Source organism: Brevundimonas sp. KH_025 (assembly GCF_057839885.1).
This window is the reverse complement of record NZ_CM174501.1, coordinates 984,255-998,405: the sequence shown is the minus strand read 5'-3', so window position 1 is coordinate 998,405 and position 14,151 is coordinate 984,255. Positions and strand designations below refer to the sequence as shown.

The 14,151-nt window shown below is 66.4% G+C and carries 10 protein-coding genes; 8 read left to right on the top strand and 2 right to left on the bottom strand.

The window, feature by feature from the left end:
* The first annotated feature begins 8 nt into the window (after positions 1–8).
* A complete protein-coding gene (locus tag AC3IS2_RS05045) occupies positions 9–1,148 on the top strand; it encodes an SO2930 family diheme c-type cytochrome (protein WP_489199556.1) in 1,140 nt (379 codons plus the stop codon).
* Positions 1,139–2,569 (top strand): aldehyde dehydrogenase family protein, encoded by a 1,431-nt coding sequence (locus AC3IS2_RS05040; RefSeq protein WP_489199555.1) that lies wholly within the window; start codon positions 1,139–1,141, stop codon positions 2,567–2,569. Before AC3IS2_RS05045 ends, AC3IS2_RS05040 begins: the two co-directional genes overlap by 10 nt.
* A 19-nt stretch (positions 2,570–2,588) precedes the next feature.
* Here the strand turns inward: AC3IS2_RS05040 and AC3IS2_RS05035 are convergent, their stop codons facing one another.
* On the bottom strand, positions 2,589–3,251 hold the full coding sequence (locus tag AC3IS2_RS05035) for a TetR/AcrR family transcriptional regulator (protein ID WP_489199554.1): 663 nt from the start codon (positions 3,249–3,251) through the stop codon (positions 2,589–2,591).
* Between the two features lie 135 nt (positions 3,252–3,386).
* Here AC3IS2_RS05035 and AC3IS2_RS05030 point away from each other — a divergent pair, with 135 nt between their 5' ends.
* The 4 genes from AC3IS2_RS05030 to AC3IS2_RS05015 all read left to right on the top strand — a co-directional run bounded on the left by AC3IS2_RS05030 (position 3,387) and on the right by AC3IS2_RS05015 (position 10,387).
* On the top strand, positions 3,387–5,819 hold the full coding sequence (locus AC3IS2_RS05030) for a TonB-dependent receptor (protein ID WP_489199553.1): 2,433 nt from the start codon (positions 3,387–3,389) through the stop codon (positions 5,817–5,819).
* Between the two features lie 193 nt (positions 5,820–6,012).
* A complete protein-coding gene (locus AC3IS2_RS05025; RefSeq protein WP_489199552.1) occupies positions 6,013–8,298 on the top strand; it encodes a TonB-dependent receptor in 2,286 nt (761 codons plus the stop codon).
* Positions 8,295–8,873 carry a hypothetical protein gene (locus tag AC3IS2_RS05020; protein ID WP_489199551.1) on the top strand — a complete coding sequence of 193 codons (579 nt, stop codon included), beginning with the start codon at positions 8,295–8,297 and terminating at the stop codon, positions 8,871–8,873. Before AC3IS2_RS05025 ends, AC3IS2_RS05020 begins: the two co-directional genes overlap by 4 nt.
* Positions 8,870–10,387: a PepSY-associated TM helix domain-containing protein gene (locus tag AC3IS2_RS05015; protein ID WP_489199550.1), complete on the top strand. Its 1,518-nt coding sequence runs from the start codon at positions 8,870–8,872 to the stop codon at positions 10,385–10,387. The genes AC3IS2_RS05020 and AC3IS2_RS05015 overlap by 4 nt, the downstream gene beginning before the upstream one ends.
* Positions 10,388–11,118: 731 nt before the next feature.
* Here AC3IS2_RS05015 and AC3IS2_RS05010 read toward each other — a convergent pair.
* Complete coding sequence (locus AC3IS2_RS05010) at positions 11,119–11,331, bottom strand: hypothetical protein (RefSeq protein WP_489199549.1); 213 nt, start codon at positions 11,329–11,331, stop codon at positions 11,119–11,121.
* Between the two features lie 151 nt (positions 11,332–11,482).
* Between AC3IS2_RS05010 and AC3IS2_RS05005 the strand changes: the two genes are divergently transcribed.
* Both AC3IS2_RS05005 and AC3IS2_RS05000 read left to right on the top strand, forming a co-directional pair.
* Positions 11,483–12,679, top strand: coding sequence for a DUF6880 family protein (locus AC3IS2_RS05005; RefSeq protein ID WP_489199548.1), 1,197 nt, complete (start codon positions 11,483–11,485; stop codon positions 12,677–12,679).
* Between the two features lie 702 nt (positions 12,680–13,381).
* Positions 13,382–14,056 carry a hypothetical protein gene (locus AC3IS2_RS05000; protein ID WP_489199547.1) on the top strand — a complete coding sequence of 225 codons (675 nt, stop codon included), beginning with the start codon at positions 13,382–13,384 and terminating at the stop codon, positions 14,054–14,056.
* Positions 14,057–14,151: the final 95 nt, after the last annotated feature.

The following is a 14,151-nucleotide window of genomic DNA, read 5'->3' as shown; positions in this document are numbered from 1 at the left end:
GCGGCCCCATGACCCGGTTTCGCCTGCTTACCCTTTGCCTGCTGCTCGTCGCCGGAGCGGCGGCCTGCACCAAGCCGTCACCTCAACCCCTGGTCGATCCGACCTACTTCGCCACCGAAAACCCCAAGTCCCTGAGGGACTGGGGCATGGTCCAGGTTTCCGGCGACGCCCTGGTCCTGGGCCAGCGCGTCACGCCCTATGACGTCACGACGCCGCTGTTCACGGACTATGCGCAGAAGCTGCGGACGATCTGGATGCCGCCCGGCGCCTCGGCGGACTACAAGCCGGACGACGAGCTGTCCTTCCCCGTCGGGACGGTCATCACCAAGACCTTCTTCTACCAGACCGGCCCCGGCGGTCGGGTGCTGCAGCAGGCCGACCAGGCCCTGATCCACGACGGCGAAGGGCTGAACCTGAAGCAGGTGCGCATCGTCGAGACCCGGCTGCTGATCCATCGGCCGGAGGGGTGGACCGCCCTCACCTATCTGTGGAACGAGACGCAGACCGAGGCGGTCCTGCACCGGGTCGGCGCTGTGGTCCCGCTGACGCTGGCGCGCCAGGACGGCAAGGAAGAAGCCTTCTCCTACATCGTGCCGAACGTGACGCAGTGTTCCGCCTGCCACGCGACCAACGTGACCACGCGCGTCATTCAGCCCATCGGCCCCAAGGCGCGGCTGCTCAACCGCGATTTCGCCTATTCGGACGGGTCCGAGAACCAGCTGAGCCGCCTGACCAAGATGGGCTATCTGCGCGGCCTCAATGATCCGAAGGATGCGCCGGCGGATGTCGCGTGGACAGACAAGAACGCCTCGCTCGAGGCGCGGGCGCGGGCCTATCTCGACGTCAACTGCGGCCATTGTCACAACCCCAAGGGTCCGGCCGACACCTCGGGTCTGTACCTGAACGCCGCCACGCCGCTCTCGGGCCCCTCGGGCGTCTGCAAGCTGCCGGTCGCCGCCGGCCCCGGCACCGGCAACCTTCGCTTCGACATCGTGCCGGGGGACGCCGATGCGTCGATCATCCCCTATCGCATGGCCTCGACGAACCCCGCCGTGATGATGCCCGAGATCGGCCGATCGACCGCCCACGCTGAGGGCGTAGCCCTCGTCCGCTTCTGGATCGATTCAATGGAGGGATCATGTCGGTAGAAACCGTTCAGCCCCCGGCCCTCGAGATGGCGGCTCCGATCGAAGACGCTGCGGTCGAGGTCGCCGCGGTCGTCCAGACCCTGCGCGCCGCCTTCGACAGCGGCCTGACGCGCGATCTGGCCTGGCGCCAGGGCCAACTGGCCGCGCTCGAACGCATGATGGTCGAGAACGAGGCCGCGATTGCCGAGGCCCTGAAGGCTGATCTGGGCAAGCCGTTCGGCGAGGCCTGCACGGCCGAGATCGATCTGGTTTCCAAGGAAGCGGCCCACGCGCGCAAGCATCTCCGTCGCTGGAGCCAGCCGCAACGCGCCGCGACGCCGCTCGCGATCCAGCCCGGCAAGAGCGTCATCGAGGCCGCGCCCTACGGCGTGACCCTGATCATCGGGGCGTGGAACTATCCCTTCCAGTTGGTGCTGGCGCCGCTGGTCGGGGCCATCGCGGCGGGCAACTGCGCCGTCATCAAGCCCTCGGAAATGGCGGCCCGGTCGTCGGCGCTGCTGAAACGGCTGGTGGAACGCTACCTGGACCCGCGCGCCTTCGCGGTGGTCCAGGGTGATGCCGATGTCTCGACCGCCCTGCTGGCCCAGCGGTTCGACCTGATCTTCTACACGGGCGGCGAACGGGTGGGTCGGGTCGTGATGGCGGCCGCGGCCCGGCATCTGACGCCGGTCGTGCTTGAACTGGGCGGGCAGAACCCCTGCATCGTCGACGAGACGGCCGACCTGGCCGTGGCGGCCAGGCGTATCGTCTGGGGCCGCTTCCTCAACGCCGGTCAGATCTGCGTGGCGCCCGATCACGTCTATGTCGCCGCCTCGGTCGAGGCTCGACTGCTGGAGGAGCTGAAGCGGGCGGTGACGGCCATGTTCGGGCCTGACCCGAAGTCGAGCCCGGACTTCGGGCGCATCATCAACCGGCGTCACGCCGCGCGCCTGCAGGCCCTGCTGGGCGACGGCCGCGCCGTCACGGGCGGCCAGGCCGATGTCGACGACTGCTATATCGCGCCCACGATCCTGACCGAGGTCTCGGCCGATGCGGCGGTGATGGCCGAGGAAATCTTCGGCCCCATCCTGCCGGTCCTGCCCTATCAGACGCTCGACGCGCCCCTGGCGGCCATCAACGCCCGTTCGCCGGCCTTGGCGCTCTACGCCTTCACCCGCGACACGGCGACCGCCGACCGGATCATCGCCTCGACACGATCAGGCTCGGCGACGATCAATGATGTCGTGGTCTTCATGGCCAACCCGAACCTACCGTTCGGCGGCGTCGGGGCCAGCGGCATGGGCGCCTATCACGGGCGCTACAGTTTCGAGGCCTTCAGCCACCGCCGCGCCGTGCTGCGGCGCAGCTTCGCCCTGGACGCCAGCGTCCGCTATCCGCCCTTCACCAAGTCCAAGCTGGCGCTTCTGCGGCGCGTGACCTGAGGCCGCGTCGCGGCTGGGACTAGTCTTCCAGATAGAGCGAGAGATAGCGCTCCAGCGCCAGCGTGGCCTCAGCAAACAGGCTGTCGGTCCATTCCGACTGCGCCTCGCCGCTGGTCAGCGTTTCAAACGAGGTGAAGATCTCGGTGGCCATGCGGGCGACCGCCAGCGGCGCGCCGCCGTGGAAGCCGTCCAGCCCCCGCTCCCAGCGCGCCGCCAGATAGGCCGCGATCTGCGCATTGGCGTGTTCCTTGACGATCCGCAGCTCGCGGGTCGTCAGCATCAGGTGAAACAGCGGCCGATAGGCCGGGTCCTGGTTCAAGGTCTTTCGCAGGACCAGCATCACCTCAAGATGACGCTCGCGCCAGGAGGTGAACTGCGGGTTCTCCAGAATGTCGGCGATTCGGCCGTGGATCTGCGACACCAGGGTCTCGAACAACTCCTTGTAGATGGCGAAGACGTTCGGGAAATAGCGGTAGATCGAACTGACCGGCACATTGGCTTCGGCGGCGATGGCGCTGGTGGTGATGGTGTCGACGGAGGTGGTCGCCAGCAGACGTTCGGTCGCCGCCAGAACACTGTCGATCCGGTCGCGCGCACGTTGCTGCATCGGCGCCGTGCGCCGTTCCAGGGTACTGGCCAGGGTGCTTGTATCTTGCGGCGCGCGCGGGCCCACTGACGTCATCCTCTCCATCCGGCTCACAGGGCGTCTATCACGACTTGACGCCCCTGCAAGTCACATAGGCGCACAGCCCCCTTGTCAAACGGAATAATATTCTGTTTCGTAAAGTTCAGGGAACGGGGATTTGGGAGGGCTGCTATGATCAAGATGGAATTCTGCCTGAAGGCGACGCTGGCCGCCGGCGTGGCTTTGGCCGCGCTGACGGCGCCGGAACTGGCCAGGGCGCAGGACGCGGCGTCGCAGGACGCGACCTCTCTGGACGACGTCATCGTCACGGCGCAGAGGCGCGAACAAAGCCTGCAAGAGGTGCCGATCACGGTCAACGTGGTCACCGCCGAGACGCTGGAGTCGCTGGCGGCCGATGACATGGGCGACATCTCCGCCTTCGTGCCCGGCCTGTCGGTCTCGAACACCAGCCCGACCCAGGCCCGCTACAGCATTCGCGGGGTCGCGACCTCGGACTTCGGTGTCGGCACCGACCCGGCGGTCGGCGTCTATGTCGACGGCGTCTATGCGGCCCGATCGGGCGCGGCCCTGCTGGCGTTCAGCGATGTCGCGCGGATCGAGGTGCTGAAGGGGCCGCAGGGCACCCTGTTTGGCCGCAACAGCGCCGCGGGCGCCGTGTCGATCACGACCAACAAGCCCAGCGACGACTTCGAGGCCCGACTGGGCGTCCGGCTCGGCGAATATGACAAGCGCCGCCTTGAGGGCCTGATCAACCTGCCGATCAACGACACCATGGCCCTGCGGGTCAATGCGCTGGTGAACCGCCGCGACGGCTGGCTGATCGACGACGCCACCGGCGAGGATTACGACCGCGAAGACAACTGGGCGGCTCGCGCGGCCCTGCGCTGGGACGTCGCGCCCCAGACCCAGGTGATCCTGAGCTGGAGCCATGACGAGATCGACCAGGATGCGCGCCCGGCGATCGGCGTCGCGCCCATCCCGGCGGCGCCGGGCCTGCCCGCCTTCCCGTCCGACCCCGCGAACTACACCAACCCGTTCGAGCAACGCGTCCTCAACGACGTCATCGACAACCACGAGACGCGCCGCCTCGACGAGGCCGTGCTGACCATCACCCACGCCTTCGGCGACATTGATTTCACCTCCCTGACCTCGGGCCGATATTTCGTCACCGAGAACCGCGAGGACGAGGACGGCACCAACCGTCCGGACCTGTATTTCGACACCAACAACCGGGAAAAGAACCGGTCCTGGTATCAGGAATTCCGCTTCGCCGGCGAAAGCGGCGCGTTCAACTGGATCGCCGGCGCCAGCTACTACAGCGAACACGCCGAACAGCGCAGCGACACCTACGCCACCACCGACACCATCAACACCATCCTGACCAATGCGGCCGGCGCCCCGCTGTTCTCACTCGCCGACATGATCCTGGGCATGGCCGGCATTCCCGCCAGCACCTTGGGCCACAGCTGGCAGGAGGACATGATCAACGAGGGCGATTTCGACGCAACCGCCGCCTTCGCCGACGTGATCTGGACCGCCACTGATCGCCTGAACCTGACGTTCGGCCTGCGCTACACCCACGACAAGAAGACGTTCCAGTGGCTGAACGGCCGGCGCGTCGCGCCCGAACTGGACGCGGTGCTGAACGATCCGACCATCAACTTCGTGCTCAGCTCCAACATGGGGCCGGCCCTCGGCTATCTGCATGCCGACTATGTCTTCGACCTGTCCGGCCTGGCCGGCGTGCCGTGCGACAACGGCGTCACGGTTCAGGAAGGCGTGACGTGCGAGCTGTCGGATTCATGGTCGGACCTCAGCCCGCGCTTCGTCGCCGACTACCATCTGAGCGACGACGCCATGATCTTCTTCTCCTACGCCAAGGGCTACAAGGCCGGCGGCTTCAACAGCGTCGAGGTCGCCTCGCGCTTCGACAACGAAGACGTCCAGAACTTCGAGATCGGGCTCAAGAGCGACCTTGGCTCCAACGCCCGCCTCAACGTCTCGGCCTTCCAGTATGACTATGACGGCAAGCAGTCGATCCGCCTGGTCACGCCGGCGGGATCCGCCGTGCCGCAGTATCTGATCGAGACCAGCGACGACACGGCCTGGGGCGTCGACATGCAGCTGAACCTGGAGCCCATCGACGGCCTCGACCTGTTCGCCAACGCCCAGTACATCGACGCCACCTACAACCGGAAGATGACCGACGACGGGGACCTTGCGGGGCAACCCACAGGCGAGCCGCTGTGGTCGGCGTCGGCGGGCGTCTCCTATCGCCACGACCTGGGCAGCGCGGGCTCGCTCGATATGCAGCTGGTCCACGCCTATCGCGGCGAGGGTCGGTGCAACAAGACCTCGACGGGTCAGGGCTCCTGCCTGCAGACCCCCTGGTTCGACCCGTCCGAGGCGCAGAACCGAACGGACGTGCGCCTCTACTGGCGGACCGCGAATGAGCGCTATCAGCTCGGCGTCTACGTCAACAACCTGTTCGACAACCAGTACGTGACCGGCGTCAACAACATCACCGCCACCACCCTGGGCACGCCGTTCGTGGGCCTGACCGAACCCCGGATGTGGGGCGTGGACCTGACCTACACCTACTGAGCGCCCCCCCCTGAGACTGCGTCGGATCGGCGCAGTCTCAGGCGGAGATCAACGGCGGAGGCCCGAATTCGCCCGGCGGCCGCCTGGGACAGGCGGCTTACTCACCGGTACGGCTCCTAGCCAAAATTGATATGCGATTGACTCGCAGAAGCATTCTCACTACGGCGGCACAGCTTCGTTGTGGGGGATATCCATGTTTCGTAATCAACTGCTGGCGTCTTCGGCCGCCGGTGTTCTGACGCTGACGGTCGCGGGTGTCTCGCATGCGCAATCGATCGAGCAGGCCTTCATGGTCGACGAGATCGTCGTCACTGGCGAGAAGACCGATCGGTCCCTTCAGGACACGCCCGCCAGCGTCGCCGTAACCACCGCCCGCCGGGTCGAGCAGGAAGCGATTCAGACCCTGGCCGAGGTGTTCCAGCGCACCGCCAACGTGTCCGAGACCTATGGCCACCACGGCTTCACCATTCGCGGCGTCAATAACCAGGGCGTCTCCGGCGGCGGCGACGCGGCCCTGACCACCATCTATGTCGACGGCGCGCCCCTCCCCTCGGGCATCGCCTTCAGCGGCCCCACCGACGCCTGGGACATGCGCCAGGTCGAGATCTTCCGCGGCCCCCAATCGACACTTCAGGGCTTGAATGCGCTGGGCGGCGCCGTCGTCATACGCTCCAACGATCCGACTTTCGGCTGGGATGCCCGCGGGCGCGCGGTCATCGCCGATCCCCAGGAAACCGCCTTCGCCTTCGCCGGCGGCGGGCCTCTGATCAATGATCAACTGGCCTTCCGTATCGCAGGCGAGAAGCGCGACGGCGACGGCTTCATTCACAACACCACGCGCGACGAACCCGAAGCCCCCGTCGACACCCTGACGCTGCGCGGGAAGCTGCTGTGGACCCCGACCGCCTTGCCGGGCCTGGAGGCGCGACTGGGTTACACGCGGTTCGAAAGCAACGGCGGCTATATCTTCAACTACACGGACATCGATACGCCCGGCTTCTACGACCGGCGCGACACGGCGCAGAACACGCCCAACATCTCCAACGTCGAGGCCGATCTGGCGACGCTGGAGGTGTCCTATCCCCTGTCCGAAGCCCTGAGGTTCTCCAGCGTCACCTCGTGGAGCAGCGTCTTCAGCTTTGCTCAGTATGACGGCGACGGCGGTCCCCTGAACACCTCCTACGGTTCCAGCGACACCGACTACGACACCCTGACCCAGGAACTGCGCCTGAACTATCAGGGCGAACGCTGGCACGGCCTGCTCGGCGCCTTCTACTACAACCGGGATCAGCAGGCGGATTCCGCCAGCCGCACCGACGTCAACACGCCGGTCCACACCATCTCGGCCCTGTTGCAGGCCAACGGCCTCGACGCAGGGACGGCGGGCCATGTGGCCTCGCTCTACACTGCAGCTCTGCCGGTCATCCCGGTGTACTATACGTCCGACTATCCCAGTCAGGTCACGACCTACGCCCTCTTCGCCGACGGGGCCTGGAACCTGACGAACAAGCTCGCCCTCGTCGGCGGCTTCCGCTGGGACCACGAGGAAAACAGCGTCACGGTCCAGCAGACCACGACCTTCGTCGGAACCTATCCTGATCCGGTCGCCTTCGGCGCGCCCGGCACGCCGCTCTATTTCGCCGTCATGGGCATCAACGCCGGGGTCGCCGACATGGTGGCCCAGGCCAACGCCTCGACGCCCGAGGCCAGCCGCACCTTCGACGCCTTCCTGCCCAAGCTGGGGGTTCGCTATGAATGGAGCCCCGACCTGGCGACGGCCTTCGTGGTCCAGCGCGGTTATCGTTCGGGCGGATCCAGCGCCAACACGGCCCGCTCCCAGGTCTTCGCCTACGATCCCGAATACACCTGGAACTATGAGGCTTCGCTCCGCTCCGTTTGGCTGGACGGCGCCCTGACCGTCAACGCCAACGCCTATTACGTCGACTGGACCGATCAGCAGGTGTCGGTCAATTTCGGCCTGAACAACTTCGACAACCACACGGTCAACGCCGGCAAGTCCCACCTCTACGGCTTCGAGGTCGAGGCCGCCCAACGCCTCAACACCGCCTTCGACTGGTACGGCTCGGTCGGATACAGCCGCACCAAGTTCGACGAGTTCACGACCAATGTGTCCGGCAGGACCGATGATCTCAGCGGCACGGAGTTCTCGTTCGCGCCGCGCTGGACCCTGGCGCTGGGCGGCAACTACCGCTGGGACGGCGGCTTCATCGCCAACCTCAACGCCAACTACCGCTCCGAGGTCTTCAGCGGCAACGGCGCCTATCAGGCCGGCAGCGAAGTGCCGAGCCGCGTCCTGGTCAACGCCAAGGTCGGCTATGAGACCGACCGCTGGGGCGCCTACCTCTACGGCAAGAACATTCTCGACGAAGAATACCTGACCTACATCCGCGAACAGACCCAGCAAGCCATCCTGGGCGATCCGCGCGTGGTCGGCGTCATCCTTCAGGCGCGCTGGTGAGCCAGGCCGTCGCAACGGCCGGCTGGTCGCTCCTGCTGTTGGCGGGCGCCGTCGGCGCGGCCTCGCTGCTGCGTCGCGCCTGGAACGACCGCACCGCCTCACGGCCGTGGTGGATCGTTTCGGGCTGGCTGGCGATCGCTGTCCTGACCATGGCTGCGGGCCTGATGCTGGGCGCGGGCCGCGGCCCCTTCATCGCCTTCACCCTGGTCTCCGTGGCGGCGCTGGGCATGGTGGTCGCCAAGGTTCAGGTTCGAGCGGCCCGGGTTCGCGGCGACAAGAGCCTGGCCCCCGAGCCGTCAGACCGCGTTTCCAAGGCGTGGCGCGGCTGGCTGCGCGGTCTGCTGGCCGGACCGCTCGGCATGATCGCCGCCATGGGCGTGGCCATCTGCTTCGCCGCCTTCTGCCCCGGCGCAGCCCAGACCCGCCTCGTCATCGGCGGCCTGATGGTGCCCGTCCTGTGGGGCGGCGCCATGGCCTGGACCCTGGCCGACGACAAGATCCTGCGTGCGACGGCGGTGCTGGTCGGCGTCAGCCTAGTCACCTTTACCGCCGCCATCCTGAAGGGCTTCTCATGACCGCGCCCCAGTCCGCGCCCCAGCCCACGCCCAAGCCCGCGCCCAAGAAGGCCGGCAAGCCGATCTGGCCCAAGATCCCGGCGGGTTTCGTCCGCTCGGTCCTCGCGGGCCACTCGGCCCTGGGCCTAGCCTTCGCCGCGCTCATCTATCTGGTCTGCTTCTCGGGTTCGGTCGCCGTCTTCGCCCGCGAGTTCCAGCGCTGGGAGCAGGCCGACGTTCCGGTTCTGACCACGGTGACGCCCGCCGCCATCCAGACCGTCATGGAACAGACCATCCGTCGCGTGGGCGACGGGATCGAGCACATCTATATCAGCCCGCCGACGCCCGACCTGCCCCGTTTCAGCGTCATGACCGACGCCCACGGCAAGCACCAGACCTTCACCGCCGACGCCTCCGGGCAGCTGACCGACGCCGACGAACCCGTCTGGACCGAGTTCATGACGCGGCTGCACATCAACCTGCACCTGCCGCAGACCTGGGGCATGTTCGTCGTCGGCCTGACCGGCGTCGCCCTGTTGTCGTCGCTGATCTCCGGCGTCCTGGCCCACCCGCGCGTGTTCAAGGACGCCTTCCACCTGCGCTGGGGCGGCTCGAAACGGCTGCAGGAGGCCGACCTGCACAACCGCCTCGGCGTCTGGGCCCTGCCCTTCCACGTCATCGTCTCCCTGACCGGGGCCCTGCTGGGCCTGACTACGATCATCGTCGGCGTCCTGGCCATGGCCATGTTCCAGGGCGACACCAGCAAGGCCTACGCCCTCTTCCTGCCGCCCATCGTCGACGATCCCCGTCCCGCTGCGTCCCTGCCCGACCTCGTCGCCGCGCTGGACGCCGCCCAGCGCCTGTCGCCCGGTTCGACGCCGACCTTCATCGGGCTCGAACACCCGACCGAGCGCGGTCAGGCCGTCATGGTCAACGCCTCGCAGCCGAACCGGCTGATCGCCGCCGATTCCTTCTATTTCGACGGCAAGGGTCGACTTCTGGACGCCTCCAAGACCGGCGAGACCAATCTCGGCGAGAAAATCCTCGGCTCCCTGGGACCGCTGCATTTCGGCTGGTACGGCGGCATGGTCATCAAGCTGGCCTATGGACTGCTCGGCCTGGCCCTGACCTCGGTCACGGCCAGCGGCGTCGCGATCTGGCTGGCCCGCCGCCGCGACAAGGGCCGACCCGCGCCCCGGTGGGAGCGCATCTGGATCGCCACCGTCTGGAGCCAGCCCCTGGCCTTCGCGGTCTCGGCTCTGATCACCATCGCGTTCGGCGGCGGTTCCACCGCCACGCCCCTGATCGCCTGGTCCGTAGTCACGCTCGCGACCCTCGCCGCCGCGCTGTTCGCCGAACCACGCCGCCTGTCGCGCCTACTGAGACTGGCGTCGGCCGCCGCCCTGCTCGGCGTCGTCGGCGCCCACCTTGTCCACCATGGCGGCGCCTACGCGGATCCTGCGGCCTGGTGGATGAATGGCGCCCTGGCGGCGTTGGCCGTGTCGCTCGCTTTCAGCGTGAGGGGCCGCCGCTGACGCCGCGGCGTTCAAGCAGTGGCTGATAAACGCCCTTTCAGCCTGAAAACGAAGAACCCGGCCTTACCTTCAAGGTCTCGCATAAGGGCGAACCTGGACAGCGTGACTGACAATGCAGGCGCGAAACTAACGAGCGCGAGGCGGCGCCAAAAACAGCGAAAGCCCGGCGTTGCCCCTCTCGGGGTGCGCGTCGGGCTTTCATTGGGGGCTCGGCTTCACCCATTTCTGGATGACGATCCTAACCTCAATCGTCCGATTTTCATCCGGCGATCAGACTATCAACCCTGCTGCTCTCTCAAAGTTCCTCGCGCCCCGAGATCTTCAGCAAGCGCTCCCCGATTCAGTTCGGCGGCTCAAGCCTTGCCGCGGAGCCAGGACATGAAGAGGCTGAAGATGACGCCGCCGGAAGATGAGGGGTGCAATCGGCGGGCATGCCGGCCCTTGCCGCGATAGACCTCGAAGCCACCCCTGCCACGCCCGCGGCGCGACCATTCTGTTTCAATCTTAAGCCCTGATTCCATGGGCCCAGTGTGGCCCGCCCAGAACCCGAACGCCATCGACCGAGCGCTCAGGAGAAGGCTTTCTGGAGCCATACGCGAAGGCGACGGCCCGACCCGCTCGGCGAGAGACGCGCCGGGCCGTCTACGAAAGCGAGGTCGGTCGCTTCCACTACGCCTGTTTAAAGCAAAGCTTGTTCGACGCCTATGACGGGGTCGCAGCGGACTAACGCCTCAAGGCCGACGCCGCACCTCCCAGTCCAGCGTCCACCGCCCTGCCCCGGCCGGCTTGAGTTCTGAAGTCACCGCGGGAACCTGACGGTCCAGCCCGTCCAGAAGCAGCGACGTCCCGCTGACGGCAGCCACCGTGGCATTGGTTTGCCAGAAGGGCCCCGACATACCGCGCATGGAAAAACGGATATGGACCGTGTCGTTGACCCTGGGCATGGGAGCCTTCCTTTCAGCCGAGCAGCGGCCTTCTTGCGGCGCCTTGTACACGGCCAGACGAACGGCGCATCCCGCCGAGCCTGGGCCGGCGTCGGGATGAGCATGTTATAGACGCACGGGTGGCGAACACCCTTCCTGCCCAAAGGACCTCATGGCGCGACAATCTCGGATTTCGACCCGGCTATCCGCAGCCAGCCTGGTCCACCTCGGCGCGCCGCGCCTTGCGGACCTGCTGATCGAGGCGGGCGCCGGGAACGCCAATCTCAAGCGCCGCCTTCGCCTCGAGCTCGCTGCCGAGATCAGTCCTGAGATCCTCACCCTGGAGATCGACAAGCGCCTCACCGCGCTCGCCGCAGCGCGCACCCGCATCTCCTGGCGCAGGCGCGGCGAACTTCTCGACGACCTGAACACCCACCGCGTGATGATCGTCGAGCGCCTGGCGCCCGAGGCTCCCGGCGAGGCGCTCGCCGTTCTCATTCGCTGGTTCGACCTCTATCCCGGCCTGGCCGCCCGCGTGAAGGACACCAAGGGCGAACTGCCGGCCGCCTTCGAGGCCGCGGCGCCCGACCTCTTCTCCCTCGCCGAAACCGTTGGCGACGAGGCCTTGCGCGACCTGGTCGACGCCCTGCGTCGAGATCCGCAGGATTACGCTCGCTGGATCTCCGCCGCCGGCGAGACCCTGGGTCCACGCACGGCGCGCCGGCTGCTCGACAGCCTGGACGCATCAGCCAGAAAGACCCCTGCAGGCCGCAACCTGCTGCGCCGCCTGGCGGACAAGGCCGAGGACCTCGACCTCTGGCTGTCGCTTGTCACCCCCGAACAGGCCGGATCGCCCGACATAGCCGCCGACATCGCCCGCCGCCTCCTGGGCGCCGGCCGCGTCACCGAAGCCCGCTCCGCGCTCGAAGCCGCCTTGAGCCCCTCCTCCCTCAACCGCCGCTGGACCTTTGGCCACAACCCGAAGGACGGCGCACCTCGCCTGACCCCGGCCTGGGAAGCCGCCTCCATCGACGTACTCGACGCCGAAGGAAGCCGTCAGGAGGCCCAGGACATGCGCTGGACCCTGTTCGAACGAGACCTGTCGGCGCCGGTCCTGCGCGACTACCTCTCCCGCCTGCCCGACTTCGATGACGTCGAGGCCCTGGACCGGGCCTTCGCCCATGCCTCCAGCCACCCGGACTTCGAGGCCGCCATGCGCCTCCTGATGGACTGGCCTGCTCACAGGGAAGCGGCCGCCCTCGTCCTGGCGCGACCCCGCGAGGCGCGTCATGCCGGCGGCAGAACTTCAGACTGGGCCTCTCGCCTGGCCCAGCGCTTTCCCGAGGCCGCTGAAATTCTGACAGGTTAGTTCCGCCTGTCAGGCCAAGGTTCTGAAAGTAATGGAATAACGCAGGGACGCCATCGGAGAGATCGAATGCTCCCAATCTCTCCGCGCCTCGCCAGACAACCGATAGGCCGATCCAGGCTCCAGCGGTGCCGCTGACCGACGCCATCCCGCCCCGTCCTTCCGGCGCAGGCGCATGACGCAGGCCGCGAGGGTCGTCCGGTCCGTCAGCCCGCCAGCGGACGCGTTGGCCCGGTGCAGACGATGAGAGTTTTCGCCATGTCGGCGGATCTGGAGATCCAGCGCGGCGTGGAAGTCCCGGGGGTCGTCATGTACCTCCCAGAGGCTGACTGGATGGGTGACGACGGGCAGCGGCGGGCGGCCCCTTTTTCTCGGAACAGCCCCGAAAACTGGCGGGGAAACGCTTCGAACTGCGCACAAAGACTCCACTGGAAACATCGCCTTGCAGGCAAGGGGTGGAGAGACGAATGCGCAGACCTCAGCCCCTAAATGTTTACGCGAAATACTGGCGAAATTGTCGCCACCCTTCAGCACCAAGGGCTTCAATGCGCCAGGAGCGGCCATTGATGGGTCGCCAAAAACGCGACATTCAAACTAGGCTACGCGGGTTCTATAACTCTCATATTCGAGATGGATTCGGGGGTCGCCATCATGGCCAAAACGTCGACGCCACCGCCCTTGGGAGAGGATGTCGGGCCCCGGGTGATGACGGTGACCGTCAAAGGCGCGCTCGGGATGATTCCTGGCGTTGGCGGCCTTCTTGCTGAAGTCGCCGGTCAGTTCATCCCGCAACAGCGAGTGGAGCGCCTTGAAGCGTACGCTCGGCACCTGAGCGCGCGATTTGATGAAATGGACGAAAACCAACTCAGAGAGCAACTTGAGGACCCGGAGCGTATCGACCTCTTCGAGGAGGGGGCGTTGCAGTCCGTCCGGGCGCTCTCACCGGAACGACAGGACTATATTTCCAAGATCGTTGCACGCGGCATTACCGGCGACGAGAAGACGCGGATTGAGGCTAAGAGAATGCTGAAGCTTCTCCGCGAAATCGACGACGACCAAATCATCATCCTAGCTGGTAAGCTGCATCGAAACGAACGGGACAACTCATTCCATGAACGCCATGCGGCTATATTCGACCCGCCCCGGGTGCACTTGGGGTCCGAGCGAAGCGAGTTAGATAAGGAAGCCCTTTTCGAACTAGCGCGACTGGAGTTGGTCAGGCTTGGTCTTCTAGCCCCCACGTTCAAGACGCTGAAGAAAGGCGATTTGCCGGAGTTCGATCAGAAGACCGGCATGATGAAGCAGCAGTCGCGGCGGCTGACTCCTCTTGGGCGGTTGCTGCTTCGCCATGTTGGCCTGGCCGCTGAAGACGAAGTATGAACAGGGAGCTGTCTGGGATCGGCTAGGGTTCGGGCTTCTGAATTTTCCAGAGGTCTCGCACGCGCCAGAAGCGCCCCCCCCCTATGGCCTGAAAG